Source organism: Terribacillus halophilus, assembly GCF_900101385.1.
GTDB lineage: Bacteria > Bacillota > Bacilli > Bacillales > Amphibacillaceae > Terribacillus > Terribacillus halophilus.
Genome location: NZ_FMZB01000003.1, coordinates 350729 through 376233 on the forward strand (window position 1 = coordinate 350729; position 25505 = coordinate 376233).

The window sequence follows — 25505 nt, forward strand, 5'->3', positions numbered from 1 at the left end:
GCATTTTTGTTTATATCAAGCCGGCCTTCTTCAGGCCTAGTGCAAGTCCGTCTTCATCGACATGTGCCGTTTGGATGTCGGCAAGCTCTTTCAGTTCAGGAACGGCATTCCCCATTACAATGCCTGTACCCGCGAATGCTATCATCTCCAAGTCATTCAGCCCATCTCCACACGCATAAGCTGCTTGCACAGAAATATTTGCTGCTTTCAGCAGCTTCATCACACCGATTTTTTTGGAGCCGTCACCAGGCAGGACATCGCAGGAAAGAGGATGCCATCTTATGAAACGTACATGCTCATGATGCGCGGAATAAGCTGCTTCTTCCTCTTCCTCGCAGAATAGAAGTGCTTGGTAGATTGGTTCATGGTGGAAATAGTCCTTATCGATTTCAGGATATGTAAATCCAAGTGACGCTAGGCTGTCCCGGATAAATCCATTGTCCGTTTCCGATGCCTTCATGATCGTATCACCCATGAAAACCATGGCATGTTCTTTTTCGGACGCTTCATCATATAAACGCAGCAAGTGCTGTCGTTCAATCGGATTGCGATGGATGACTTCCCCTTCAAATACGACATATTGACCGTTATAGCACACGAAAGAATCGATCTCCAATTCATTGCGGATTTCCTCAAACATGAATGGAGCTCTTCCCGTCGCTATCGCCACATAATGCCCGTTATCCCTTAACGCGCGGACAGCTTCTTTGGTTGCCTTTGGAATTTCACCTTTTGTATTCAGGATTGTGCCATCGATATCCAAGAATACGATACTTTTCCCCATAGTACATCCTCCTCCTAGTCTTTCCTGCCCTTGCATCTTTCCTCGCCACTTCTTATAATCGAGTATAAGTTATGCAGGTTCGTCGAAAAATATCTTTACATGAATCCCAAGAGAAAACAACCATCCCCTTCCTTTTATCGGCAGTTTTTTTGAAAGTATGCTTTGTTTTTGTTTCCATCTTAGCGTTTTCATACTATACTGTAAGTAAGAGGGATTGGACCGGTAAACGTTTTTTCTTGCTTTTCTGCGAAACGAAAGGAGTTGCTTCGTGTGCTCAAGCGTTTGAAGGAAAAGTTAAAGAAACGGTGGAAAGATTTATTTGGCCAAAAACGACGAGTGCCTACTACGTGCGGACAAGATCTAACTGAATAGCAATACGCCAGCAATTCGGTTTTATACAGACTTGCTCCGTTCGTTATGGATAGAAAGCAATTTTGTCAACCATGAGAATAGGAGAGATAGATATGGTATTTAAAGTATATTATCAGGAAAACCCTTCCGAGATTCCTGTACGCGAGCGCACTGAGAGCTTGTACATGGAAGCGGAAAACGTCAGACAGGTTCGAAAAACATTAGCAGATCGTGCAATTAACATCGAGTTCATCCAGCCGCTCGATGAAGCACATCTTGAATATGAAAAACAATCCGAAAACTTCAACCTGGAGCAAGCGAAATGAAATTCGTAAAAAATGACCAAACAGCTGTTTTTGCCATTGGCGGACTCGGAGAAATCGGCAAGAACATGTATGGGGTCCAGTTCCAGGATGAAATCATCATTATCGATGCAGGAATCAAATTCCCGGAGGACGAGCTTCTTGGTATTGACTATGTAATTCCTGACTTCACTTACATCGTGCAAAATCAGGACAAAGTCAAAGGCTTGTTCATTACACATGGTCACGAAGACCACATCGGCGGCGTACCTTACCTCTTGAAAGAAGTGAACATTCCAATTTATGCAGGGAAGCTTGCGATGGGAATGATCAAAAATAAATTGGATGAGCATGGCCTCTTGCGAAATGCCAAGCTTAACATTTATGGTGAAGATGACATTATCAAGTTCAGAAAGACTTCTGTCAGCTTCTTCCGTACAACGCACAGTATTCCGGAATCATTCGGTGTAGTCGTTAAGACCCCTCCCGGCAACATCGTGCATACTGGTGACTTCAAATTTGATTTCACTCCAGTCGGACAGCCAGCTGATATAGCGAAAATGGCTGAAATCGGCAAAGAAGGCGTGCTTTGCTTACTTTCCGACTCAACAAATAGTGAAGTGCCAGGATTCACCATGTCTGAACGTGTTGTCGGTGAAAGCATCAGCGATATTTTCAGACGCGTCGATGGCCGCTTGATATTCGCTACTTTTGCTTCCAATATCCACCGGTTGCAGCAAGTAATCGATTCAGCTGTGAAAACAGGCCGTAAAGTTGCCATTTTCGGAAGAAGCATGGAAACAAATATCAATCTTGGTATCGAACTTGGATTCATCAATGCACCGAAAGAAACGTTCATCGATTCGCACCAGATTAATCGTCTGCCAGCGAATGAAGTTGTTATTCTATGTACCGGTTCCCAAGGTGAACCAATGGCTGCACTTTCTCGAATTGCTAACGGAACACACCGTCAGATTCAAATTCAGCCTGGCGATTCGGTTGTCTTCTCGTCTTCCCCGATTCCGGGTAACGCGATTAGTGTAAGCCGTATTATCAACATGCTGTATCGTGCAGGAGCAGCCGTCATTCATGGCGCGTTGAACAATATCCATACTTCCGGTCACGGCAGTCAAGAAGAACAGAAGCTAATGCTTCGCTTGATGAATCCGAAGTACTTCATGCCAATACACGGGGAATACCGTATGCTGGTAGAGCATATGAAACTTGGTAAGCTTACTGGTATTAGCGAAGAGAATTCATTCATCATGGATAACGGTGATGTACTGGCATTAGGTAAAGATAGTGCTGCCATTGCAGGTAAAATTCCATCTGGTTCCATTTATGTAGACGGCAGCGGTATCGGCGATATCGGTAATATCGTATTGCGTGATCGCCGCATCCTATCTGAAGAAGGACTTGTCATTGTCGTTGTCAGCATCAATATGAAAGAATTCCGCATCGCTTCCGGCCCGGATATCATTTCTCGCGGTTTCGTTTATATGCGTGAATCAGAAGATCTTATCAATGAGGCTCAAAAAATCGTTTCTGCCCACTTGAATAAAGTGATGGAAAGAAAAACAACACAATGGTCTGAAATCAAGAATGAAATTACAGATACAATTGCGCCGTTCTTGTTCGAAAAAACGAAACGCCGCCCAATGGTACTTCCGATCATCATGGAAGTATGATAAAAAGCCTGAGCATAGCGCTCAGGCTTTTCTTATTTCAATAAACGTTTGACTGACTCCTTCATATTCGGAAGCTCTATTTTCCCGGTAGAGAAGAACTCTTTGATCAGATATTCTGTATACTTCACAGCCTGCTGGTAGGATATCTTCCCTGGCAGCGGCGCCATATCCTCAATCACTACATCAATTATCGCAGGTTTATCAGAGAGGAATGCTTGCTTGATGCTTGTTTCCAAGTCTTCGAATTTTTCAACCCGATAACCCTCACCACCGCAAGATTGACCGAATTGAGCGAAATTCATTTCTCCCATATCAATTCCATAGTTGGAGGCACCGATTGTTGCTTGTTCAAACTTGATCAAGCCAAGCTGACTGTTATTTAACACAATCACTTTCACCGGCAAGTCGTATTTTACCGCTGTGACAAAATCCTGCATATTCATACTAAAGCCGCCATCCCCGCAAATTGCGATCGATTGCTTATCTGGATATGCCAACTTTGATGCGATTGCACCAGGCAGCCCGCAGCCCATTGTTGCCAGGCGTCCCGATACGACAAAGTCCTGCTGGGTCAAAGGCAGATATCTCGTTGTCCAAACTGTCACATTTCCTACATCACAGGAAATGACCGCATCCTTATCCATATTGTTTTCCAGGGCATACATGATTTGCGGCGGCTGTATAGGGGATTCTTCCCTCTTCTTCTGTATTTGCAGCTGTGTGTGCCAGTCCTTCATTTTCTCTTGGTACTTTTCCACATAAGCCGTATCCTGTTTTTCTTCCGTTAATTCGGTCAGTTCCTGGAGCACTTCCTTGCTATCTCCGGGTAAGCCCACTTCTACTGGATAAATGCTCCCGATCGTACTTGGCCTATTATCAATCTGGATAGCAGGCAGATTATCCGGCAAAAACGTACGATACGGGAAGCTCGTACCTACAAGCAGCAACAAGTCCGCTTCATTGATCGCTTCATAGGAAGGTGTTGTTCCAATCTGCCCGTGCTGCCCTAAATTATAGCTGTGATGATCCGGAATGATACCCTTGCCAAGCAGACTCAGGATAATCGGAGATTCAATATGCTCAGCAAATGTAAGCAGCTCCGTACGGGCGTGCTTTGCTCCTTTACCTGCTAAGATGATCGGTTTTTTCGCCTGGTTGATCAGTTTCACTGCTTCCTGGAGATCCTGCTTGGCCGGAGCAATCCTAGGTTTGGCATAGTTAGCTGACGTCTTACCAGGTTTCTCTGGATGCTTCTGTGCAAATAAATCATCCGAAACGACCAAGACACTCACTCCGGAGTTGGCATAAGCTTCACGTATCGCTTGATTCAACAAATCCGGCAGCTGTTCGAATGATTCTGCCCTTTCGTTGAATACAGCTACATCCTCAAACATCTGCTCAAGCTTCACTTCCTGGAAAGCACCTGTTCCCAGCTCGTTGGAAGGCACTTGCCCGACAATGGCGAGAACTGGCGCCTTGTCTTCGCGTGCATCATACAATCCATTCAGAAGGTGGACCGCTCCAGGCCCTGCAATCGACAAGCAAACCCCAAGCTTTCCGGTTAGCTTGGCATAAGCAGCTGCTGCAAGTGCACCTGCCTCCTCGTGACGGACTTGGATGAACTGCAACTCATCCTCCTTCTTATGTAAGTCACTGATGAACTCATTCACGGAATCGCCTGGTATACCGTACACATGATCCGCACCCCAGTCGATCAGTTGATCAGCCAATACTTCTCCTGTTCTTCTTTCAAACACGTTACCATCTCCCGTTTCTAATTTATCCTCCTTTTGTATGTAACCTTTTTTAACGACAAAAAAACCCAAACAGCTAAAATCTGTTTGGGTTTTTAATTCAATCATCGGCAATGGCACGCTCAAAACGACCCAAGTCACGATCTGCACCAATGACAATCAATATGTCTTCCGAGTTGAGCTCCGCATCCGGCGAAGGACTCACATTAATCTCATTTGCTTGTTTGATGGCCACGACGTTACAGCCAAAAGCCGCGCGGATGTCAAGATCTATGAGGGTCTTGCCAGCCATTTTCTTCCCGGCTTGCACTTCAACGATACTATGTTCATCACTCAGTTCCAAGTAATCGAGAATGTTGTTGCTGATAATCTTATGGGCAATCCTTCTCCCCATATCACGTTCTGGATGGACAACGTGATCAGCTCCGATTTTGCTCAACACTTTTTCATGATAATCATTTTGGGCTTTGACGGTTATTTTCTTGATACCTAGTTCTTTTAGCATTATTGTCGTCAAGATACTGGCTTGGATATTTTCCCCGATGGCGACAATCACATGCTCGATGTTTCGGATTCCTATTTCCTTCAATACCTGTTCATCCGTTGTATCGGCAATTATGGCATGGGAAGCGATATTGCGGAATTCATTCACTTTGTCTTCTTCCATATCGATTGCCAGTACGTTGAATCCTTCCCGGCTCAATTCCATGCAGATGCTCCCGCCGAAGCGGCCCAATCCGATTACGGCAAATTCTCTCTTCATCTTACTTCCTCCACTATTTCATAAACTAATCTTAGTCTATCACAAACAGTTGAGGTTGTATCATTTCTTTCCTTTTACATATTCAGCATCGAACAAGAACATCCGCATCACTAGAATCAGGGATGGAATCAGCATGAGAAGCCCCCCGGCAAATGCAATCAACAAAGCCGTACCCATTGCCGGTAATGTTGCATCTGCCGTTACCTGAATTTCGTTGTACAGCAAGTACGGCATATGGCCGATACCATACCCCAAGAGTGCAAAGAAAAACTGCAGCATGACACAAATGAACGAAAGGCCATAATGGCTTTCCCTGTATACCAAATAGATACCAATCAAAAAGAACAATACAGAAAGCCCGAACATCCACCAAAGGTCCAGCATGTTGTTATAATGCGCTGGATTCTGTCTGCTGATAAAGATGAATGCTGTCAAGCTGGCGATGATTTGCGGAGCAGCCCAGAAAAGTGCATAAGAACGGAGCAATTTGCGTGCAGGCTCGTCACCAGCTTTATTCGCGTAATACGTCAAGAAATGGGCGCTGATATAAAGTACGGATACAACGGCCAAAAAGACAACCGCCCAAGAAAAAGGGTTGGTCAGCAATTCTTTGTAGCGTAAATAGACACTGCCATTTTCATGACGCAAAAACCCTCCCTCGGATATCGTCAAACCAGTGGCAATCGCTGCAGGAATGAACAATCCGCTGGCCCCATAGAGGAAGGTATATAGTTTACTTTTCCTTGAACCATAATTCTCAAAGGCGTAAAAAGAGCCGCGAATACCAATCAATAACAAAACGATCGAACCAGGTATCAGCATGGCAGACCCAAAATAGTATCCAGCATCCGGGAAGAAGAAAGCCAGACCATAGAAGAAGAATATAAAGAATACATTCGTAATTTCCCACACTGGGGATAGGTATCTGGCAATCAGCCGATTCAGGATGTGATCTTTCTTTGTCTGCAAAGCATAATAAGCGAAAAAGCCCGCCCCGAAGTCAATGGATGCGATGATTAAATAAGCGAACAGGAAAAACCAAAGTGCTGATAGCCCCAATATTTCGTAACTCATTTTTGATCACCTCCAAATAACGTATCGGGAAAGCGCATTTCCCACTCTTTTTGGATCGGATTCTTTTTATAAAGCCTGACAAGAACCAGCGTCACGAATGTACCCAGTAATACGTAGAGGATTAAAAATGCGGCAAATACATAATGGACATATGGTGATGAGATTGCTCCTTCCGCAACACGCATATACCCCCGCAAAATCCAAGGCTGACGTCCCACTTCCGCAAAAATCCATCCAAATTCAATCGCCAGCATGGCAAGCGGTGCATTCACTACAATCGCCCTAAGCAGCCACTTATTATACTGGTCTCGTTTTTTCCAAAACATGAATACAATAAATAACATGCTGATCAATATACCGAAAGCTCCAAAAATAACCATCAAATCAAACATATAATGTATCCATAACGGCGGTATAAGATCTGCATCCACTTTATCCAGACCGGTAACCTCGCTGTTGAAATCCCCAAAAGATAAGAAGCTTAGCAGCTTTGGAAGATGAATGGCCCCTTGGATTTCATTATCCTCCGTCAGCCTGCCGAACAGGATTAAATCCGCGCCTTTTTCTGTTTTGAAATGCCACTCAGCAGCTGCCAGCTTTTCCGGCTGATAATTTGCTAAAAATTTTGCAGAAGTATCACCGGCAATTGCCGTGAAGATGGAAAAGATCAGCGTGATGATCATGGTCAGCTTGAGCGCTTTCTTATAGTACGTATTGTTTCCATATTTCAAGATGAAAAATGCTGTAATGGCTGCGAGAATAGCCCCGGATGTCATGTAGGACGAAGTGAGTACATGAAATACCTTCGAAGGTGTGGCAGGATTCAGCATCGCCATTATCGGATCAACCGACGTAATGGTACGCCCGTCCAAGGTGAAGCCTTGCGGAGTATTCATAAAGGCATTTACAGTAGTAATGAAAACGGCACTCATTCCTCCGCCTATGACAACTGGAAGCGAAAGATACCAATGTGTATACCTTCCCTTGAATCGATCCCAAGTATAAATATACGCCCCCAGGAAAATCGCTTCAAAGAAGAATGCGAAGGTTTCCATGAATAACGGTAATCCAATTACGTGGCCGGCAATCTGCATGAAAGTCGGCCAGAGCAAAAACAGCTGCAGACCAATTGCAGTCCCGGTTACCACACCAACCGCGACGATGATGACATAGCCTCTTGTCCATCTCCTGGCCAGCAAGACATATTTGGGATCTCGCTTGCGGATACCTACATATTCCGCTGCGCATATCAATAATGGAACACCAGCACCTATTGTCGCAAAGATAATATGGAAAACAAGCGTCATAGAGGTAAGCATCCGCGCTAAAATTACACTATCGTAAGCGAACAAAATGTATCCCTGCTTTCTGTATAGATAATCGCTCCTCTTGTTATGCCCAAAGAAATAAAAAATACCCAAAACAAAGAGCGTATCCCCGATGAGATACGCTCTTTGTCATTTTTCGTCGGATTGAAATTGTGTCTTTACCAGTTCGTAATACTTACCTTTCCTATCCATCAACGACTCGTGGCTGCCTTGCTCCAAAATACATCCTTGTTCCAATACAATGATATTATCGGCTTCCCTTATGGTCGAAAGACGGTGTGCGATCATAATGGCTGTGCGTCCTTGCAATAAGGTTTTCAATGCATGCTGAATCTTCAGCTCTGTTTCTGTATCAATGCTGGCAGTCGCCTCATCGAGGATGATGATCCGCGGATCGGCAAGCATGGTCCGTGCAAAAGACAGCAGCTGCCTCTCTCCTGCCGAGAGGATATTACCGCGCTCCTCGACCTCCGTCTCATAACCATCAGCCAAGCGGCTGATGAAATCATCCGCTCCGACAATACGCGCTGCATCCATCACTTGCTCGTCAGTTGCTTCCGGGTTGCCAAAACGGATATTCTCCATGATGGTCCCAGAGAAGATGAATGTATCCTGCAGGACGACACTGATTTGCTCCCTTACATCCTGGAGCCTGACATCACGTAAATCCTCTCCATCAATCTGGACAGAACCGGATGTGGGATCGTAAAAACGGCTGATCAGATTAGCGATAGTCGATTTTCCCGAACCTGTATGACCGACAAGTGCCACCGTCTGTCCGGCTTTCATATGCAAGTCGATCTCATGGAGTGCAATCCGATCTTGATTATAGGCGAACACAACCTTTTCGAATCGGATATCTCCTGTAATTCTTGGTAACGGCTTTGCATCCTTCCGAGTCTCCACATTCGGTTCCTCATCCAAAAACTCGAAGATACGCTCTGAGGATGCCATTGCGACGAGCAGCTGATTATAGATCTGCCCCAATCGTGAAATTGGTTCCCAAAACATGCCCAAGAAGAAAGCAAAGGTAACGAATGTACCAATCTCGATTTGATCCGTTAAGATCAAATGTGCTCCATAAGCAATGAGGATGACTGTCCCGATTGCATTGCTCATCTCTACGAAAGGACCGAAATACGCACTCTTTTTTGTGGCAATTCTTTCACTTTCATAGTTATCTCGGTTAAGTGCTTCAAAATAATCCGTGTTCTCTGGCTCCTGCGCGTAAGACTGTGTCACCCGGATTCCCTGGATTGCTTCATTCAGATGCGAATTCATGCGGGATTTCTGCATCCTCACTTGCTGCCAAGACCGCCTGATGCTTTGCCTCAGTTTTGTTGAAATGAAGAACATGAAAGGCAGGATGACGAGTACCGCAATGGCCAACTGGGGACTTAAGAAGAACAATATCCCGATGATACCGATCAGCATGACAGAATCGGTCAGCAAGTTGATGATTCCATTCGTGAACAGCTCCTGCAACGAGTTGATATCATTTAGTACCCGTACAAGAATCGAACCAGCAGACCGAGTATCAAAGAAACGATGTGACAGATGCTGGATATGACGGAACAGCGTTTTTCGCAAGTCATAGATCACATGCTGTCCAAGGATATTGACCCATTTGATCCGCAGTATATTGGCCGCATAGTTCAGCACATACAAACCCCCGATTCCTGCTACCAAATAAATTAGGAAACGGATATCCCCGGATGCGATTGCCATATCAATCGCCACTTTACCGATTAAAATCGGTATGAGCAGCCGGATGATCGTGGACAGCAGCATCGTCACTATGGACCCCGGCAGCAAGGTTTTGCTATACGGTTTCATAAACCCAAGCAACCGTCTGATTTGAGCCCAGTCGAATGGCTTTTCCATCACTTGATCTTGTGAATAATGGAATCGATTCGTATGCCGTTTTTTATTGTATTGCAGATTTTCCATGAGCTCCCTCCTTACTGTGCTGAACGCATGATCGCTTTTTGATCTTGATACTGGATTTCGTAGATACGCTGGTATAAGCCGCCATTTTGCAGCAGGAATTCATGTGTTCCTCGTTCGGCAACCTCCCCTTCATGGAGCACAAGTATTTCATCGGCATGTTTAACAGACGATATGCGATGGGCAATGATGAATGTCGTACGATTTTTCATCACTTCTTTCAATGCCTGTTGAATCTTCACTTCCGTCTGCATATCAACAGCGCTTGTAGCATCATCCAGAATCAAGATGCTCGGATCGATCAGCAGTGCCCTCGCGATTGCGATTCTCTGCTTCTGCCCTCCGGACAGACCCATTCCGCGTTCACCAAGCATCGTATCGTATTGATCTGGCAGCTCCATGATGAAATCATGGGCTTGCGCGCGCTTGGCCGCATCTACGATTTGCTCGAAACTGACAGTATCTGGGTTACCGTATGCAATATTCTCTTTGATTGTCGTCGAAAAAAGGAATGCCTCCTGCAGCACAAAACCAATATGCTGTCTCAGAACCCTTAAATCATAATCTTGTACAGGAATGCCATCTATGTAGACACTCCCTGAAGTAGGTTCATAAAAACGGGTCATCAACTGCGTGATACTCGTCTTCCCCGATCCCGTGCCGCCGACAAGACCGATGATCTTCCCTGGCGGTGCATCGAAGCTGATATCCTTCAAGGCCAGATCATCGTCTTTTACATATCGAAGTGTGACTTGATCAAACGTTACATGTCCGCTGATTTGTTTTGTGTTGATTGGATGTTCCTGCTGCCCGATATCTTCTTTTGCTTCCAGGACTTCCAGGAGCCTTTCACCGGATGCTTTTGCTTGCGAGAACATATTGATAATGAAACCAAGGTTCGCGAGCGGACCAAGGATATAGGAAACCAGGCTGAAGAATGCAACCAATGCACCAAGTTCAAGTTGTCCGGAAATGACCAGATACCCTCCATAGGAAATGAGGACGACCATACATATGTTTCCGATCAGTTCCATGAGGGGAAAGAACTTTGCCCATACTTTTGAAGTGAAAATGTAGTTATCTCTATAGGTGGAGTTGTTATCTGTAAAACGATCAATCTCAAATTCTTCTCTTGCTAACGATTTTACTGTATTCATCCCGCTGATGTTTTCCTGTACACGTGTATTGAGTACTCCCAGCGACGTTCTTATGCTGCGAAAAGCAGGATGGACAAGCTTATCGAAGCGATAGACGACCACAGCCAAAAAGGGCATGGAAACCATTGTAACAAGCGCAAGCGGAACGGAGTATGCGAACATGACAGCCAGACTGATCACGATCAGCAGTACAACACGCAGGAATTGCCCTATACCCGCTGAAAGGAAAAAGCGAATTCCTTCCACATCAGCAGTCAACCTGGACATCAGATCACCCGTGCGCGCATTATCATAATACGTAAAACTTAGCCGCTGCAATTTTTTGTATAGACTATTTCTCATCTTGAAAACAGTTTGAACACCGAATAAATCGCCAAGATACTGCTGCAGGAAATTGGCTATCCCCTTTAAGAGCATCAAAACGATGAATCCAGCCGAGATGATTGGAATTAGTCCGTACTGATTCCCCAAAACGACGTCATCAATCGTAATTTGCAATACGATAGGATAGACTACCGTGGCGGCTGTCACTATCGCAATGAATAGAAGCGACAAGTAAAAATTTCGCCGGTAAGGCCAGTAGAATTCCTTTAATTTCTGGAAAATACGCAAACCCTTCTCCCCCTCTTCAAATAGTCGCATGTTCTAATATATCGGGTTCCGAACTAATTTACCAGAGGTAAATTAACGATTATTTAAAAAAGTTTGAATTCAAAACATAAAAAAAGCATCGTTTATACGATGCTCTGGTAATGTTCTTGCAGGAACCGCATAAACCGTTCCAGATCCTCTCTTCTTTGGAAGCTTGCCTGGGCAGTCCGTACGCTGCCGCCACCCTTTCCTCCAAATTCGGATAGAGACGAAGAGAATAAATTTCCGCAATGAAAGTCTTCAAGATTATGGGAGACTACCAGCTTTTGTACCTGTTGATCTGAAAGCATGACAAAATCCTTGCCTGCTTCCAGCAGCTTTGCTGCCATACGCTGTAGTGCTTTGACGTTTTTTCCTTCATAAGAACGAACTACCATGCTTGCTTCCGTTTGGATAAGCTCCCGTAACTCCAATTCCTCCAGCTGTTTTTCCAGCTCCTCTGCCCTTTTGACAGCTGATTGTAAATCAGTTGATTGCTTTTTCAATCGCGGCAGAACATCTTTACTGCTCGTCTGGAATTGGCCCGCGACTTGATCCATGATGCTGAACATCTCCCTGGTGGTTTCCAAAGCACGTTTCCCGCATTGGAAATAAATACGCTGCCCCTGTTTTTGTTTCTCCGTTTTGAGTATTTTGATCATTCCGATTTGACCAGTGGATGCTGTATGCGTTCCGCCGCAAGGATTGTATTCTACTCCATCGATTTCAACGATCCTCACGTCTTCTGTGACATGCGGCTGCTTGACGACGGGCAATTCAGCTAGCTCGGCAGCGGTCACATAGTAACTGGTTATCAGCCGATCCTCATAAATTAGTTCGTTCACTTTCTGCTCCACAGAAGTCAGCTCATCCTCCGTTAATTTATCTCCGAGCAAATCGATTGTGACATCTTCTTTCCCTAGATGAAAACCAATTGTCTCCCTGCCAGAAACCAAACGAAAAGCGGCAGAGAGCAAATGTTGTCCAGTGTGCTGCTGCATGAGATCGAAGCGATACGCCCAATCAATCTGGCAGTCGACCTCTCCTTCTACTTTTGATTCCAGACCGTAATACGGCACGCCTTCCTTGCTTTCCACAGCTCTTACATCCAATTCGGCAATTGTCCCTTGATCTGCTGGCTGGCCGCCTCCGCCCGGGTAAAATGCCGTTTCTTTCAGTGAAACAAAATAAAGCCCATTTTTTTCATATGTATCCTCGATTTCAGTCTTCCAGACTTTACGGAATGCGTCTTCTCTGTATAGCAGCTTGCTCATATCAATCATCCTTTACTATCTGATAGAGCAAGCTTACCATGAATCACAGCAGGAAGCATGCTAGCTGTATTTTAAAGCGTCCAGCTGATTGATCAGCAATGTTGTGAAGTTTCCGCCGGATTGTATATGACGAATCCTTCCTTTCCTATCGAGCAAAACAATGCTCGGCAGTTTCTGCACTCTGAATCTATTCTTCATCTGATGCCTTTGATCCAAATAGACGGGAAGTTCTATGCCATTGTCAAGCACGTAATCATTTATCAATTGTTCATCCAAATCGGCAGTTGAACGGGGGACATGGACCAGTACGATATCGAAGAACTGCCCTTCATATCTTGCATAGTCCAGCAATAGAGGGAGTTTTTCCTTACATATAGTGCAGCTCACAGACCAAAAATAAATGATGAGCGGTCGTCCTCCAGCTTTGGTATCGGGTGGATAAAGCCAATTTGTCCCTTGCTGGTCAATTGCATCCGGGAGTTGGGGTATCATGAAGATGCATCCTCCTTTGGAAGCAGTTCATCACCAGGGTGCCAATTCACACCACATGCTTCCCCTGTCTGCAACGCCTCCAAAACACGCAGCAATTCCGATGTATCCCGCCCCACCAAATCTGCGTGCATTAGATAATAACAAATTTCACCTTGGGGATTTACTATTATCGTTGCGCGGACAGAAGTATAGCTTTTACTATCAAGTACACCGTAAGCCTGGGACACATTACCTGTAAAATCCGAAGCCAGCGGATAACTGATGTGCTGAATACCATTATGCTCACGAGGTATCTTCTGCCAATCGGCATGTGAAAGGAGACTATCAGTTGAAATAGCAACTACCTCCGCATCCAATTCGCGCACTTCATCAATCCTATCTGCTAAATCATTCAATTCAGTTGGACAAACTGTGCTGAAATCACGAGGATAAAAAAAGAGCACCAGCCATTTTTTCGCTTCCATCTTCTGTTTCAATCTGATTACAGCTGTCTTTCCATCAGGCAAGACGGCCGGCAGCTCAAACTGTGGTGCAACATTGCCGATCACGGGCTCTCCCCTCCTTTTATACTGTGTCACTATATGCTTAACAGCGGCATTTGTTACAGAACGTTTCATTACAGCTCAATCAGGGTATCTTTTCAAAAGCAGTAAATCGAAAAAGGAGACCGACTATGAACTTTCTAACAGACGGACTACAATACAACTACGATGGTTTGATAGAAAAAGCTGTATCGATCGGTTTGCAGTTGCTGCTTATCATCATTGGTTACTTCATCCTACGAGCCGTTGGGAAAAAACTGATCAGCACCAGCTTGAATAAAGCAAGCTCTAAACAGCGTATATCGACAAGCAGAATGAAAACGCTGGAGAAGCTGCTTATCAATACATATGGATACACTCTGATATTCCTGCTGATTGTCATGATTTTCGGTGCTTTCCATATCCAGATCGGCCCGCTGATTGCAGGTGCTGGTATCATCGGACTTGCCATCGGATTCGGTGCCCAAGGACTTGTGAGTGATGTGGTGACTGGATTCTTCATCCTGCTGGAGCGACAAATCGAAGTTGGCGATGTCGTCACTACATCCGGCTATAATGGAGTGGTCGAGGAAGTCGGACTGCGGACGACGCAGGTTCGAAGCTTCGATGGCACATTGAATTTCATTCCAAATCGTAATATCAATGGAATCAGCAACCATTCCCGCGGCAATATGCGTGCAATGGTCGACATCGGTATCAGCTATGAAGATAATATCGATCATGCACTGCGCGTCTTGCAGGAAATATGTGAGACGTTCCAGCAAGACGAACGCTTCCGTGAAGGACCGGATGTCATCGGTGTGGAAGCACTGGGAGCTTCAGAAGTTACCTTACGAATCATCGGCCATACAGCCAATAATGAACAATACGGGGCAGAACGCGATATGAAGAAAGCAATCAAAGAAGCCTTCGACAGAGAAGGAATCGATATTCCTTACCCACATCAGGTCTTTCTTCAGCGAAAAGAAGAAAGCGCAAAGCAATGAGCTTTGCGCTTTTGTTATGCTTGATTGATATAAGCTAAGACCGCTTCGACTCCATACGATAGTGCTTGTTCATCTGGCTGCAGCTTGCTGTGGTGCAAGCCATAGGGGGAGTCGACTCCTAACCAAAACATGAATCCTGGGATTTCCTTCAGCATATATCCGAAGTCCTCCCCAGTCATGGCAGGTGCAGCTTCTTTAAACGTCAAAGAAGTCTTACCCAGCGCTCCCTGGAATACTTCGACTTTGTCTCTGTCATTGAATACTTGGTAATAATTAGAGCCATAATCGATATTGATTTCACAGTCATGGCTGATTTCAAAGCCACTTGCCTGCTGCTCGATATGCTGTTTTACCAATGCAATAGCGTCGGGATCCATCGTCCGGATCGTTCCTTCCAGACGAGCTGTTTCCGCAATGGTGTTTTGAACGAAGCCGCTTTCCATCTTTCCAATCGTAATGACAGCACTTTGGAGTGGGTCCAAGTTCCGGGCAACGATCCCTTGCATATTTGTTACGAAGGTACTCGCCGCCACTACCATATCCCGAGTCAAATGCGGATATGCAGCATGTCCACCTTTTCCTTTGAAATCGATAAACAGTTCACTCGTATTGGCGAACAATAACCCTGCTCTGGAGGAGACAGTCCCGACAGGCAGCTCAGGAGCGATATGGAGCGCGAATATTTCATCCGGCCACCATTCTTTTAAAATACCACTTTGCATAAGCGGCAGAGCCCCGCCAGGACCTTCCTCAGCAGGCTGGAAAATGAAAATGATATGCTGATCAGGCTGGTCTTTGGCACATGCTGTCAATGCACCTAAAGCGATTGTCATATGCAAATCATGACCACAGGCGTGCATATGGCCTTTATGTTCTGACTCATAGGGCAGACCAGTCGCTTCCGTGATCGGCAGTCCATCAATGTCAGTACGGTAGGCAATCGTTTTCGATCCGATGGAACCGGTGACTTTCACAATGATACCAGTTCGCCACAATTTGATATTCAAGTGTTCCTGAGGCAGATTACGGATATATTCCAATAAATACGCCTGCGTTTTTTCTTCCTGGAATCCAAGCTCCGGTATACGATGCAGATCCCGCCTGATGTTGATCAATGTATCTTCCATACAATCACCTGCTATCTGATAATAAAAAAAGGAGCAGCAGCTGCTCCTTTTTTTGTTAGTTCAATTTACGAAGTTCCTGACGAATCTCTGTCTTGGATTTTGTCTGGTCATCGATTTTCTTCAATACACGAGCTGGTGTCCCGCCAACCAGTGTGTTCGGAGCAACATCTTCCGTGACGATTGCGCCCGCAGCAACGATCGCACCTTTACCTACTGTAACGCCTTCCAATACTACAACATTCGCACCGATGACAACATCATCCTCGATTACGACCGGTTTAGCGGATGGCGGCTCGATAACACCTGCCAAGACAGTACCTGCACCGATGTGGCAGTTTTTTCCTACTGTTGCGCGGCCGCCCATTACCACGTTCATATCAATCATCGTACCTTCACCGATGACAGAACCAATATTGATGGAAGCCCCCATCATAATGACAGCACCATCGCCGATTTCCACTTGGTCACGGATGACAACGCCGGGCTCGATGCGGGCATTGATTCCCTTCATGTCCAAAAGCGGAATTGCGGAATTACGACGGTCATTCTCGATGACGTAATCCTCAATTGCAGCTGTATCTTTCAAAAAGCCTTCCAATTCGCTCCATTCGCCGAATAGAACTGCTGTGTTCGTTTCCGGGAAAGCTTTGACACTTTCTGGATAAGTTAGTGTGTCCAAGCCTTTTCCTTTCACGTATACTTTAACTGGTGTAGATTTTTTACTATTCGAAATGAAAGAGATGATTTCATTTGCGTCCATCATTTTCACGGTTTTTGCCTCCTATGTACAACGTATGGAACTACTTTATCAAAACTTTTACTAATCAACAAGCTTTTTGGGGCATGCTTTACTCTTGCCGGGAAATATATGCCTTAGACATTGGTCTTATCAGCGGTAGGATGATAATGAACCTGTTCATGCAAGTATCTGTTCATCTTTTTGAGTATCGCCCGCCGAGTCAGGATCCCTTCGAAATATCCCTCATCATCAAGTACGCAAAGGAAAGCCTGATTCACAACAGCTTTCAATGCTGTCAAGAAAGTATCGGATTTCTTCAATACAGGCACATCCGTCAACATTGTTCCCGACACCTTCAACTCGGATAACTTCTCCATTTCGAATCTTTCCATGCCAAGCACTTCATTCAGGATTGCTGTTTTTGAGATCATGCCTTTCAACCTGTACATGTGATCAAGTACGGGAATGACAGAATAACCTGATTTGACAAGCACAAGCAATGCGTGCTCCAGCGGGTTATTCAGTTGGACATGAGCGACTTTTTCTGACTCGATCATCAAGTCCTCCACCGTGATTCCGGTGAGTTCCTGCAACTCTAATTTTGCCATTCGATCTCTCCTTTTGTCAGCATGCAGTAGAAGGAGGTCAATCACCATTTCCAGTTTACCACATACCCTTCTTGGCTACCAATTTCGACAATGTCCGCAAAGCGTCACATTTGGGCATCTGCACCATAAAATATTTCCAGGATTGACTCGGTTTTTATGGTGTAAAGCTAGAAAAAGCTTTATACTGAAACAAAGCAGAAATGAGGTAAATAATTGGAAACTTATATTTTCACGAAAAAAGAAGAAGCAGCCCACTCCATCACCCATGGATTCGGGGCATTACTTAGTATTGCAGCACTTGCCGTTGCCGTCGTATTGGCAAGTTTTACGGGGGATCCCTGGATCATTGTCTCCGTAGCTGTTTATGGTACGACAATGCTGCTTATGTATCTCTCTTCGACAATCGTCCATGCATTGCCCGAGGGAAAAGTGAAAGATATTTTCCAGATCATCGATCACGCAGCCATCTATCTCTTCATAGCCGGCACCTACACACCCTTGCTGCTGATCAGCCTCAGAAGCTCGCTCGGATGGACGATCTTCGGAATCGTTTGGGGAATCGCACTTGCAGGAATCATCTTCAAAATTTTCTTTGTGAAGAAATTCTTGATTATGTCGACAATCTTTTATATCTTGATGGGCTGGATGATTGTTTTGATATGGGAACCGATGCTTGCAGCTTTGCCTCAGCTGACAATCCTATATCTGATCATCGGCGGCCTTTTTTATACAATCGGCGCTGTGTTCTATGTTTGGCGTAAGATCCCTTACCATCATGCAGTATGGCATCTGTTCGTACTGGCAGGATCGGCGTTTCATTTCTTCGCTATCCTGTTCCTCATCTGATGAAACGAAGGCATTCTCCCCGTTGTATAAGGGAAGAGTGCCTTTATTACGGAAAAGAAGGTGCATTTATGAAAAAGACTTGGATTTCAGCCGCAGCGGGGACAATTTTAGCCGGAGCCGCCATTGGATATTCGTATGCAAGGTATATCGAGCCAGCCAAACTGGTGACAAAATCATATAAACTGACCAGTGAACGGCTGCCGAAAGCCTTTCACGGACTGAAAATTGTCCAGTTCAGTGATTTGCATTTAGGTTATCATTATTCCATTAAAAAACTCAGACGCTTAGTGCGTCATATTCAGGCACAGCAGGCAGATGTCATTGTATTCACCGGTGATTTTGCGGATCGGCCAATTCGGCTGAAATGGAAACAGGAAATCGTCGATTGCCTGACGATGCTTCATGCACCGCTTGGAAAGTATTGGATTTACGGTAATCATGATTACCGTGACGGAAGCGAAGCAATCGTTGCGAAATATATGAAAGCAGGCGGTTTCACACCCCTGCATAATACGGCGGCATTATTGAAGCGCAGACAGGAACATATCGTGCTCGCTGGTATTGATGATGTCATACGCAGTTCACCGAATTTGCATGCTGCCACCCAGCATAGTGATGAAGATTCTTTTACCATCCTGCTGGCACATGAACCGGATTTAGCCGAGAACGTCAAACATCTTCCAGTTGATGTCCAGCTGTCCGGACACTCGCATGGCGGACAGGTGCGGATTCCATTTTATGGAGAAGTGATCGTCCCGCCTTATGGCAGACGTTATGTGGATAGCCATTACGAAGTGGGTTCCAGGCCCCTTCATGTTTTTGTCTCAAGAGGTGTCGGCACGACAAGGATGCCTATCCGTTTTGCATGCCCGCCGGAAATATCCATCATCACTCTGCAGCACGGACGGGGACATGTGGAAATTAATTAAGAAAGAGCTTGCCAATTGTACTTCTTTTCTGTACGATAGTACCATTCTCCGATAGGGTCTATTCCTGCACTAGGAGGTTACTCGAATGAAAGTGAACTGGACATTAGAGGATATTGCAAAAGCGTTGTTCGTTGTGAATCGGCACGCGAAGACAGCTCCTGATCCAAGCCACTTATATCAACTAAAAAAACAAGCAGTAGCAAGGCTGCTGGAACAGAACAAAGCAAAAAAAATCGGATTGCACTTCTCTGAACACCCAAAACTCAGCAGACAGCACTCCACCGTGCTAGTACAAATAGCAGACTATTACTTTCATATCCCGGCTGCAAAGGAAGATTTCAAAACACTTCCGCACTTAGGAGAATTGGACAAGACCTTTCGGAACCCTAGGCCGAACCTCTCCCTTTCACAGGCAAAGCGGATCCTGTCCGGCTATTTGGATATACCGCAGCAGAGTACCAGGACTAAGCAGCAAACATCCGTTAAAAAATCGGCATTCTATACGCCATCCTCACTTGGTCAGTTCACCTGGCCCGACAAGAAAAAGCGGCGCAGCTAAACTGTACGCTTTTTCTTTTTATTTCCTATAAGTACACTCCATTTAACCAAAATAAGCATGCTGCAAATCAAGGTCATCAACAAAAGGAGCCTGTCTTTTGAAAACTCCCACTGCAGCCATCCAAAACGATGGGAATATCCTAAAATAATATGTGCAGTTACCACTGACAGAATCGAATACCACTGATGCTTCACCAACCACCTGATACAGAAAAATATTGCCGCAAACACAGACAATGCAGCTAACAGACCCATTATCGGCAAAATCATCATCATCCCTCCCTCTCCTCAGTTTCTACTAAAATCCATTCGTCTAAACAGAAAAAGAACCCCACTTTTTGCGGGATTCCTTGTCATCTTGCACTATGGTATAATGTATCAATCGTTATTCCAATTGATCAGACTGGATGCCATATTTATCATCCAGAGATTCTTCAATACGAAGCATAGCCTGATCATCCTGTAATAACTCATTTTTATTTTGCGTGATCAATTCCTCTAAAGAAAGCTTACGGGGTCTCATTAATCATTAGCCTCCTAAATATTTTCCTTTAGCTATTCCCAATACTATCACGTTATAATCAAAATTGTTTGAACATTATGTTAAGAAAGTATGTAAATGGAGGTACATAAGATGGAACAGCTTATCAATTCGCATGTTAAAAACATACAAATCTCCGGTATTCGCCGTTTTTACAACCTGGTAGCAGATAAAAAGGATATAATCAGCCTGACAATCGGTCAGCCAGACTTCCCCACCCCGCTTCATGTCAAAGAAGCCGGCATGGAAGCAATTCGCTCAAATCAAACGACATACACGCCAAATGCTGGACTGCTCACTTTACGCAGTGCAATCCGTGATTTTTACTTAAAATATGCTCCCGCCTACCGAGCAGAGGATGAAATCATCGTCACTGTCGGCGCATCGCAAGCAATTGATATTACACTGCGAACTATCCTGCAACCTGCCGATGAAGTGATTTTACCAGGTCCAGTTTATCCAGGCTATGAACCGCTTATTTCACTGGCAGGGGGAATTCCCGTTCTAGCAGATACTGCTTCGAATGGATTCAAACTGACAAAATCCATCTTGGAACAATATATTACGCCGAAAACAAAGTGCATCATCCTACCATACCCATCCAACCCGACCGGCGTGACACTTACATATGATGAATTGAAGGAAATTGCCGACTTTTTGGCTGAAAAGGATATTTTCATCCTCTCTGATGAGATTTACAGTGAGCTAACTTATGATGAAGGCCACGTCTCGATTGCCAGCTTCCCACAAGTAAGGGAAAAGACGATAATCATTAACGGGCTAAGTAAATCCCATTCCATGACAGGCTGGCGAATCGGCTTTACATTGGCACCTGCATGGCTGAGTGCTCACATGCTCAAAGTACATCAATATAACGCTACTTGTGCCACTTCCATTAGCCAGTTTGCTGCAATCGAAGCATTGACAAACGGACTGGAAGACCCCGTCGACATGCGCGAAGCATATCGGATAAGGAGGGATTACTGTCTGGAACGCCTCGCGAAAATGGGACTCACTGTCGAGAAACCAAATGGAGCGTTCTATATATTTCCGAAGTTCCCAATCAAGAAGATGACATCATTGGAGCTAGGTTTGGCACTGGTAGATGAAGTTGGTCTTGCAATTGTACCTGGAGATGCATTTTCTGAATATGGAGAAGGATACATGCGGATATCCTACGCATACAGTATGGAGCAGCTGGAAAAAGGAATGGAAAGACTGGAAAGCTTCCTTGATTCCCATACTTTAACATAATAAAAAGGACAGGTCGGGGCGCCTGTCCTTTTTATATCTTTCTTTTTGCTTCATATAAGTTCAACAGCTTGTCCAATTCCTGGCTCTTCGCTATCGATTCACTGCTTGTGAAACCTTTTTCAAATGCTACTTCTGCCATCTGCTCACGCAGTACTTCAATCTGCTGCGTCAGCCTATTTAAGTTGATTAGTTTATTGGAGTGCTGCAAGCAATATCTGGCGTGTTCAGGCAATATCATTTGATCACCATTATTCCTTCTATAGTTACAAATCTTTTCCATTACTTATCATGCCAAAAGATCGAAAGAAAGTAAAGTTTATCAAGCACTTTTCACACTTTTTACATACATACCTGACAGTCTTCCTCCTTCTCTCCTACCATTCGTCAATAGACGACAAAGCAATTTACTTCTATTTTCTCAGGTACAAGCAGTCAATTTGTCACAGAGCAGATCTCTTCGGTACGTAACGAAATCATATTTAAAAATGGGCAAACGACCATACGCCTTCATCCACTGTGCCATATAGTAAGGTGTAAGCTTTAGGAGGTGAAACAGAATGGGTTACGGATACGGTGGCTTCGGCGGTTTCGGCGGAGGATGCGAAGGCGGCGGCTACAACGGTGGCGGCTACGGCAACGGCTTTGCTTTGATCGTTGTACTTTTCATCTTGTTGATTATTGTTGGTGCAGCATTTTACTGCTAATACCCAATCAAAAAGACGGCATCTTAAAAGGATGCCGTCTTTGTTTATCCGATGATGATCCGTTCCTTCGGATAATGGAAGTTAGCCGCTTGTGATTTCCGATGCAGCGAATACAGGAATGTTAAGATACCGACGCGTCCCAAGAACATGAGCAGCATCAGGACAATCTTGCTGGCATCACTCAATTCAGCTGTGATCCCTAGGCTTAAGCCAACTGTACCAAACGCACTGCATACTTCGAATAACACTTCGGTGAGAGAGAAAGGTTCAATCGAAGTCAGGATGACAGCAGATATGAATACCAGAATCATTCCAAAGATCGTTACATTGATTGCTTTGAATAAATCTTCCGGGTGGATTTCCCGTCGAAGAACCGTTATTTGCTTATTCCCTCTGGCAAAGTGGTAAAGTGCAATGACAACCAATGCCAAGGTGGTGGTCCGTATACCACCTCCAGCGCTGCTTGGTGAAGCACCGACGAACATCAGCGCCGACATGAACAATTGATTTTGTTCAGTCAGGCTCGCAATATCCATTGTTGCAAGTCCCCCACTTCGGGTAGTAACTGATTGGAACAGCGAGTAAAACAGCGTCTCATGCCAAGATTTCCCGACAAAGAAATTCCTTGAGTCAAGCAGTGCAATAATGATGGTACCAGCAACAATAAGCACCAGGAAAGTGATCGTGGTCAGCTTTGTGAATAAGGAAAAGCGGATAAAGCTACGCTCTTCTTTGGATGCAAACATGTAATGCTTCACTTCAATCAGAACCGGGAAGCCGATTGCCCCAAGAATGATTAGCAGCATATGTACAAACTGTACGAAATAATCATGCTGAAAAGGGATAAGTGATTGCCCCGTTATATCGAAGCCTCCATTTGTCGTTGCGCTGATAGAGGCAAATAAGCCTTGAAAATATGCTTCACCTGCTGTAGGAAAATATTGCAAATAATAAGTGCCTAAGACAAGGAAACCGATCAATTCTATTGAGAGAACAACCACCAAAATCTGCCGTATGAGATTGACAGCTCCACGAAACGACATTTGGTTCTGATCAGCCATGATGAGACGCCGTTCCTTCAAGCCGATTTTCTTCCCGAACAACAGCCAGACGAAGGTTCCTAAGGTCATGACACCTATTCCTCCAAGCTGCATCGTGAATGCAATCAGTACGATTCCAGTAGTGTTGAAATATTCCTGAATCGGAACAGAAGCAAGTCCTGTCACGCTAATCGCACTGACAGCTGTAAAAAGTACATCCACGAAGGAGATATCCATTCCTTCTTTATGTGCCACTGGCAAAGCCAATAGACAGGTAGAGATAATAACTGCTACCAAATAAAATAAAATGATCAATCTGGTTGGCGAAATATTATTGAGCCACCGCCAACGCGGGTCATAGGTACGCATAATGGACTCCTTCATTGCTTGTTTCAAACGTAATCAATTATAACAGGAATATAGAAGAATAGCTCGCTTTTTCAGGGCTGGTCACTCAGCTGAACCGAATCTGCTAGAGAGGATTTCGTCCTCCCCTAGCCCATCCTTGCGCAATTTACTGATTGAAGTGAGCAAATCCAGCCTATCTTCCCTTGCAAGGCTGCCCTTCATGATTACATTTCCTTCTTCCTCTAGATCATTGACTTCCTGCACTTGAATAACGAACAATGCAGGACGATTCTCTGGTTTTGTGATCCTTACTTCAGCAAGCTGCACTTTGCGGTTCTCGGATAATGTCTGAACATAATCCAAATCTGTTTTGCCTAAGACAGCCTCGAGTACCCACTCATTATCTTCTTCTTTATTGATGATTAAGCCCTCTGTCAGTTTCATTTCTTTCCCTTGCGCCGATCCTTGATCTGTCGGGTACAAGGTTAGTTCCACCAGTTTGAATGTTTTCACAGCTTCCACTCCTTCTAATGTATCCAATTATATCTTTTTCTCTATCTTATCAGAACTAATCCTTTTCGTATGTATCGGAATAAGGATGTTTCCTATGGATAGCGCAGGGGTACAGAGCTAGGATAATGTCAGGAAGGATGATACGATGCGAAATATGGGCCTATCCGACAGCAGAAAGTGACACCCCGAGCATGCTCCTGTCAGTACTAATACGTAAAAAAACCGCCAGACTGGCGGTTTTCATGCTTTATATGCTTTTACATAATATACTTCCTCATTCAACTCTCCTGATGTTACTTCAAAACCTGCCTGCGTTAGTTTATCTGTAAGCAGGTCGGCACTGTGATCTTTGCTGAAACCAAGTGCAACGACAATACCTTTTTCGATGGTGACTCTGTATATTTCCTGGGCAGCTAACTCAAGATCATCTGTATTGTCCAGAACAAACGCTGCCAGTCCGCGCTGGAAGGAGGCATCCGGAAAATTCAGTCTGCCCTCTCCGCTCGGCATCCGGTCGATATTCGACAGTGCCTCTTCTTCTGCTCGAAGTGCTAACTCTTCCAATAAAGCTTCATCTTTTTCAAGAGCAGTGACACGATCCTTCGTCTTATGGGCAATCGGTATAACCAAATCACCATTGCCAGCTCCAATGACTATCACTTTTTCTCCGCCCTCTATTTCCAGCAACTCCAGCACCTGTGCTGCAGCAACTACTGTTGTCTTATTTACCATACAGCTCTCTCCTTTTGCAATCGATTAGTTCTGTATTGCCCTAACAAAACGAAGCTAAACGTATCTCCCTTAGCTTTCACGGATTCATCTTTTCTATCCTAAATCAAAAAAAGACAGCTGGTACGTTCCAGCTGTCAGATCAACTCGTATATTTATCTTTTTGTACTTTGCGATCGATGAAGAAACACAAATTGCCTTTCTTGGGAAAACGGTCGAATTCTTCATTTGCAGAAATCTACTCCAGTACGATATCCCAATAGCGCAACAAGTCATGGCAGCTTTTTAAGAAGAGTTGCCGATCACCACTGTATATTTCAGCTAAATTAGAATCAGTCGTCTTGAACGAAAATCTTGGCAGCATATTCTTCGTATGTTTATTTACATAGTTAATGACAGTCAAATAAATCTCATACTCGATACCCTTCAACCTGGCGACTTGACATAAACATTTTTTGTCTTTACATGATCAAGATCTATGATATCAGCCATATCGT

26 protein-coding genes and 1 pseudogene are annotated in these 25505 nt (G+C 44.6%); 8 read left to right on the forward strand and 19 right to left on the reverse strand.

Going from position 1 to position 25505, the window contains the following annotated elements; genetic code table 11:
* Positions 1-10 precede the first annotated feature (10 nt).
* Positions 11-784 carry a Cof-type HAD-IIB family hydrolase gene (locus BLQ53_RS07835; protein WP_093726736.1) on the reverse strand — a complete coding sequence of 258 codons (774 nt, stop codon included), beginning with the start codon at positions 782-784 and terminating at the stop codon, positions 11-13.
* Positions 785-1248: 464 nt separating this feature from the next.
* On the opposite strand from BLQ53_RS07835, the gene BLQ53_RS07840 reads away from it, so the two are divergent.
* Both BLQ53_RS07840 and rnjA read left to right on the forward strand, forming a co-directional pair.
* Positions 1249-1461: a DNA-dependent RNA polymerase subunit epsilon gene (locus tag BLQ53_RS07840; RefSeq protein WP_093726737.1), complete on the forward strand. Its 213-nt coding sequence runs from the start codon at positions 1249-1251 to the stop codon at positions 1459-1461.
* Positions 1458-3125: a ribonuclease J1 gene (gene rnjA / locus BLQ53_RS07845; protein WP_093726738.1), complete on the forward strand. Its 1668-nt coding sequence runs from the start codon at positions 1458-1460 to the stop codon at positions 3123-3125. Before BLQ53_RS07840 ends, rnjA begins: the two co-directional genes overlap by 4 nt.
* Positions 3126-3157: 32 nt before the next feature.
* On the opposite strand, the gene BLQ53_RS07850 is transcribed toward rnjA, so the two are convergent.
* From BLQ53_RS07850 to BLQ53_RS07890, 9 genes are all read right to left on the reverse strand, one after another.
* Positions 3158-4882 (reverse strand): pyruvate oxidase, encoded by a 1725-nt coding sequence (locus BLQ53_RS07850; RefSeq protein WP_244499286.1) that lies wholly within the window; start codon positions 4880-4882, stop codon positions 3158-3160.
* 97 nt (positions 4883-4979) lie between these two features.
* Positions 4980-5642: a potassium channel family protein gene (locus BLQ53_RS07855; RefSeq protein WP_093726740.1), complete on the reverse strand. Its 663-nt coding sequence runs from the start codon at positions 5640-5642 to the stop codon at positions 4980-4982.
* Positions 5643-5702: 60 nt separating this feature from the next.
* Positions 5703-6716 carry a cytochrome d ubiquinol oxidase subunit II gene (locus tag BLQ53_RS07860; RefSeq protein WP_093726741.1) on the reverse strand — a complete coding sequence of 338 codons (1014 nt, stop codon included), beginning with the start codon at positions 6714-6716 and terminating at the stop codon, positions 5703-5705.
* Positions 6713-8068, reverse strand: a complete 1356-nt coding sequence (locus BLQ53_RS07865) for a cytochrome ubiquinol oxidase subunit I (RefSeq protein WP_244499287.1) — start codon at positions 8066-8068, stop codon at positions 6713-6715. The genes BLQ53_RS07860 and BLQ53_RS07865 overlap by 4 nt, the downstream gene beginning before the upstream one ends.
* A 105-nt stretch (positions 8069-8173) precedes the next feature.
* A complete protein-coding gene (locus BLQ53_RS07870; protein ID WP_093726742.1) occupies positions 8174-9994 on the reverse strand; it encodes an ABC transporter ATP-binding protein in 1821 nt (606 codons plus the stop codon).
* A gap of 11 nt (positions 9995-10005) precedes the next feature.
* The gene (locus tag BLQ53_RS07875) at positions 10006-11760 is read right to left on the reverse strand and encodes an ABC transporter ATP-binding protein (RefSeq protein WP_093726743.1); all 1755 of its coding nucleotides are present in this window, start codon (positions 11758-11760) and stop codon (positions 10006-10008) included.
* 122 nt (positions 11761-11882) lie between these two features.
* Positions 11883-13052 (reverse strand): alanyl-tRNA editing protein, encoded by a 1170-nt coding sequence (locus BLQ53_RS07880; protein ID WP_170829612.1) that lies wholly within the window; start codon positions 13050-13052, stop codon positions 11883-11885.
* A gap of 60 nt (positions 13053-13112) precedes the next feature.
* On the reverse strand, positions 13113-13544 hold the full coding sequence (locus tag BLQ53_RS07885; RefSeq protein WP_093726745.1) for a TlpA disulfide reductase family protein: 432 nt from the start codon (positions 13542-13544) through the stop codon (positions 13113-13115).
* Positions 13541-14092, reverse strand: a complete 552-nt coding sequence (locus tag BLQ53_RS07890) for a peroxiredoxin (RefSeq protein WP_244499288.1) — start codon at positions 14090-14092, stop codon at positions 13541-13543. Before BLQ53_RS07890 ends, BLQ53_RS07885 begins: the two co-directional genes overlap by 4 nt.
* Positions 14093-14217: 125 nt before the next feature.
* On the opposite strand from BLQ53_RS07890, the gene BLQ53_RS07895 reads away from it, so the two are divergent.
* Positions 14218-15072, forward strand: a complete 855-nt coding sequence (locus BLQ53_RS07895) for a mechanosensitive ion channel family protein (protein WP_093726747.1) — start codon at positions 14218-14220, stop codon at positions 15070-15072.
* Between the two features lie 14 nt (positions 15073-15086).
* Here BLQ53_RS07895 and BLQ53_RS07900 read toward each other — a convergent pair whose 3' ends face one another.
* The 3 genes from BLQ53_RS07900 to cbpB all read right to left on the reverse strand — a co-directional run bounded on the left by BLQ53_RS07900 (position 15087) and on the right by cbpB (position 17546).
* Complete coding sequence (locus BLQ53_RS07900; protein ID WP_093726748.1) at positions 15087-16199, reverse strand: N-acetyldiaminopimelate deacetylase; 1113 nt, start codon at positions 16197-16199, stop codon at positions 15087-15089.
* Positions 16200-16254: 55 nt separating this feature from the next.
* Positions 16255-16968 (reverse strand): 2,3,4,5-tetrahydropyridine-2,6-dicarboxylate N-acetyltransferase, encoded by a 714-nt coding sequence (dapD, locus tag BLQ53_RS07905; protein WP_093726749.1) that lies wholly within the window; start codon positions 16966-16968, stop codon positions 16255-16257.
* Positions 16969-17072: 104 nt separating this feature from the next.
* Entirely contained in the window at positions 17073-17546 is a 474-nt protein-coding gene (gene cbpB / locus BLQ53_RS07910) for a cyclic-di-AMP-binding protein CbpB (RefSeq protein ID WP_093726750.1), read from the reverse strand.
* Between the two features lie 213 nt (positions 17547-17759).
* On the opposite strand from cbpB, the gene trhA reads away from it, so the two are divergent.
* The 3 genes from trhA (at position 17760) to BLQ53_RS07925 (ending at position 19880) form a co-directional block, all read left to right on the forward strand.
* Positions 17760-18392 (forward strand): PAQR family membrane homeostasis protein TrhA, encoded by a 633-nt coding sequence (gene trhA / locus BLQ53_RS07915; RefSeq protein WP_093726751.1) that lies wholly within the window; start codon positions 17760-17762, stop codon positions 18390-18392.
* A gap of 68 nt (positions 18393-18460) precedes the next feature.
* Positions 18461-19321: a metallophosphoesterase gene (locus BLQ53_RS07920; protein WP_170829613.1), complete on the forward strand. Its 861-nt coding sequence runs from the start codon at positions 18461-18463 to the stop codon at positions 19319-19321.
* 85 nt (positions 19322-19406) lie between these two features.
* Positions 19407-19880, forward strand: coding sequence for a YkyB family protein (locus BLQ53_RS07925; protein WP_093726753.1), 474 nt, complete (start codon positions 19407-19409; stop codon positions 19878-19880).
* Here BLQ53_RS07925 and BLQ53_RS07930 read toward each other — a convergent pair.
* Positions 19877-20155 carry a hypothetical protein gene (locus tag BLQ53_RS07930; RefSeq protein ID WP_093726754.1) on the reverse strand — a complete coding sequence of 93 codons (279 nt, stop codon included), beginning with the start codon at positions 20153-20155 and terminating at the stop codon, positions 19877-19879. The two genes, BLQ53_RS07925 and BLQ53_RS07930, sit on opposite strands and share 4 nt — an antisense overlap.
* A gap of 109 nt (positions 20156-20264) precedes the next feature.
* Positions 20265-20402, reverse strand: a complete 138-nt coding sequence (locus tag BLQ53_RS07935; protein WP_093726755.1) for an FbpB family small basic protein — start codon at positions 20400-20402, stop codon at positions 20265-20267.
* 111 nt (positions 20403-20513) lie between these two features.
* Between BLQ53_RS07935 and BLQ53_RS07940 the strand changes: the two genes are divergently transcribed.
* Positions 20514-21674 (forward strand): aminotransferase A, encoded by a 1161-nt coding sequence (locus BLQ53_RS07940; RefSeq protein ID WP_093726756.1) that lies wholly within the window; start codon positions 20514-20516, stop codon positions 21672-21674.
* 31 nt (positions 21675-21705) lie between these two features.
* On the opposite strand, the gene BLQ53_RS19365 is transcribed toward BLQ53_RS07940, so the two are convergent.
* Complete coding sequence (locus BLQ53_RS19365; RefSeq protein ID WP_342005122.1) at positions 21706-21954, reverse strand: Spo0E family sporulation regulatory protein-aspartic acid phosphatase; 249 nt, start codon at positions 21952-21954, stop codon at positions 21706-21708.
* A 343-nt stretch (positions 21955-22297) separates the two neighbouring features.
* Between BLQ53_RS19365 and BLQ53_RS19180 the strand changes: the two are divergent.
* Positions 22298-22378 (forward strand): annotated as a pseudogene (locus BLQ53_RS19180) (YjcZ family sporulation protein); the annotation flags it as partial.
* Between the two features lie 44 nt (positions 22379-22422).
* On the opposite strand, the gene BLQ53_RS07955 reads toward BLQ53_RS19180, so the two are convergent.
* From BLQ53_RS07955 to BLQ53_RS07965, 3 genes are all read right to left on the reverse strand, one after another.
* The gene (locus BLQ53_RS07955; RefSeq protein WP_093726758.1) at positions 22423-23787 is read right to left on the reverse strand and encodes a TrkH family potassium uptake protein; all 1365 of its coding nucleotides are present in this window, start codon (positions 23785-23787) and stop codon (positions 22423-22425) included.
* 81 nt (positions 23788-23868) lie between these two features.
* Positions 23869-24279 (reverse strand): YwpF family protein, encoded by a 411-nt coding sequence (locus BLQ53_RS07960; protein ID WP_170829614.1) that lies wholly within the window; start codon positions 24277-24279, stop codon positions 23869-23871.
* A gap of 240 nt (positions 24280-24519) precedes the next feature.
* Positions 24520-25011, reverse strand: coding sequence for a class I SAM-dependent methyltransferase (locus BLQ53_RS07965; protein WP_093726760.1), 492 nt, complete (start codon positions 25009-25011; stop codon positions 24520-24522).
* Positions 25012-25505 lie beyond the last annotated feature (494 nt).

What these genes read in the sequence shown, in the direction of transcription:
- BLQ53_RS07880 (WP_170829612.1), bottom strand. Translation starts at nt 13,052, where the DNA reads ATGAGCAAGCTGCTATACAGAGAAGACGCATTCCGTAAAGTCTGGAAG.
- BLQ53_RS07955 (WP_093726758.1), bottom strand. Translation starts at nt 23,787, where the DNA reads ATGCGTACCTATGACCCGCGTTGGCGGTGGCTCAATAATATTTCGCCA.
- BLQ53_RS07860 (WP_093726741.1), bottom strand. Translation starts at nt 6,716, where the DNA reads ATGAGTTACGAAATATTGGGGCTATCAGCACTTTGGTTTTTCCTGTTC.
- BLQ53_RS07840 (WP_093726737.1), top strand. Translation starts at nt 1,249, where the DNA reads ATGGTATTTAAAGTATATTATCAGGAAAACCCTTCCGAGATTCCTGTA.
- BLQ53_RS07895 (WP_093726747.1), top strand. Translation starts at nt 14,218, where the DNA reads ATGAACTTTCTAACAGACGGACTACAATACAACTACGATGGTTTGATA.
- BLQ53_RS07835 (WP_093726736.1), bottom strand. Translation starts at nt 784, where the DNA reads ATGGGGAAAAGTATCGTATTCTTGGATATCGATGGCACAATCCTGAAT.
- BLQ53_RS07940 (WP_093726756.1), top strand. Translation starts at nt 20,514, where the DNA reads ATGGAACAGCTTATCAATTCGCATGTTAAAAACATACAAATCTCCGGT.
- cbpB (WP_093726750.1), bottom strand. Translation starts at nt 17,546, where the DNA reads ATGGCAAAATTAGAGTTGCAGGAACTCACCGGAATCACGGTGGAGGAC.
- BLQ53_RS19365 (WP_342005122.1), bottom strand. Translation starts at nt 21,954, where the DNA reads ATGGAAAAGATTTGTAACTATAGAAGGAATAATGGTGATCAAATGATA.
- BLQ53_RS07855 (WP_093726740.1), bottom strand. Translation starts at nt 5,642, where the DNA reads ATGAAGAGAGAATTTGCCGTAATCGGATTGGGCCGCTTCGGCGGGAGC.
- BLQ53_RS07935 (WP_093726755.1), bottom strand. Translation starts at nt 20,402, where the DNA reads ATGAGACCCCGTAAGCTTTCTTTAGAGGAATTGATCACGCAAAATAAA.
- BLQ53_RS07965 (WP_093726760.1), bottom strand. Translation starts at nt 25,011, where the DNA reads ATGGTAAATAAGACAACAGTAGTTGCTGCAGCACAGGTGCTGGAGTTG.
- BLQ53_RS07900 (WP_093726748.1), bottom strand. Translation starts at nt 16,199, where the DNA reads ATGGAAGATACATTGATCAACATCAGGCGGGATCTGCATCGTATACCG.
- BLQ53_RS07885 (WP_093726745.1), bottom strand. Translation starts at nt 13,544, where the DNA reads ATGATACCCCAACTCCCGGATGCAATTGACCAGCAAGGGACAAATTGG.
- rnjA (WP_093726738.1), top strand. Translation starts at nt 1,458, where the DNA reads ATGAAATTCGTAAAAAATGACCAAACAGCTGTTTTTGCCATTGGCGGA.
- BLQ53_RS07930 (WP_093726754.1), bottom strand. Translation starts at nt 20,155, where the DNA reads ATGATGATGATTTTGCCGATAATGGGTCTGTTAGCTGCATTGTCTGTG.
- BLQ53_RS07920 (WP_170829613.1), top strand. Translation starts at nt 18,461, where the DNA reads ATGAAAAAGACTTGGATTTCAGCCGCAGCGGGGACAATTTTAGCCGGA.
- BLQ53_RS07870 (WP_093726742.1), bottom strand. Translation starts at nt 9,994, where the DNA reads ATGGAAAATCTGCAATACAATAAAAAACGGCATACGAATCGATTCCAT.
- BLQ53_RS07925 (WP_093726753.1), top strand. Translation starts at nt 19,407, where the DNA reads ATGAAAGTGAACTGGACATTAGAGGATATTGCAAAAGCGTTGTTCGTT.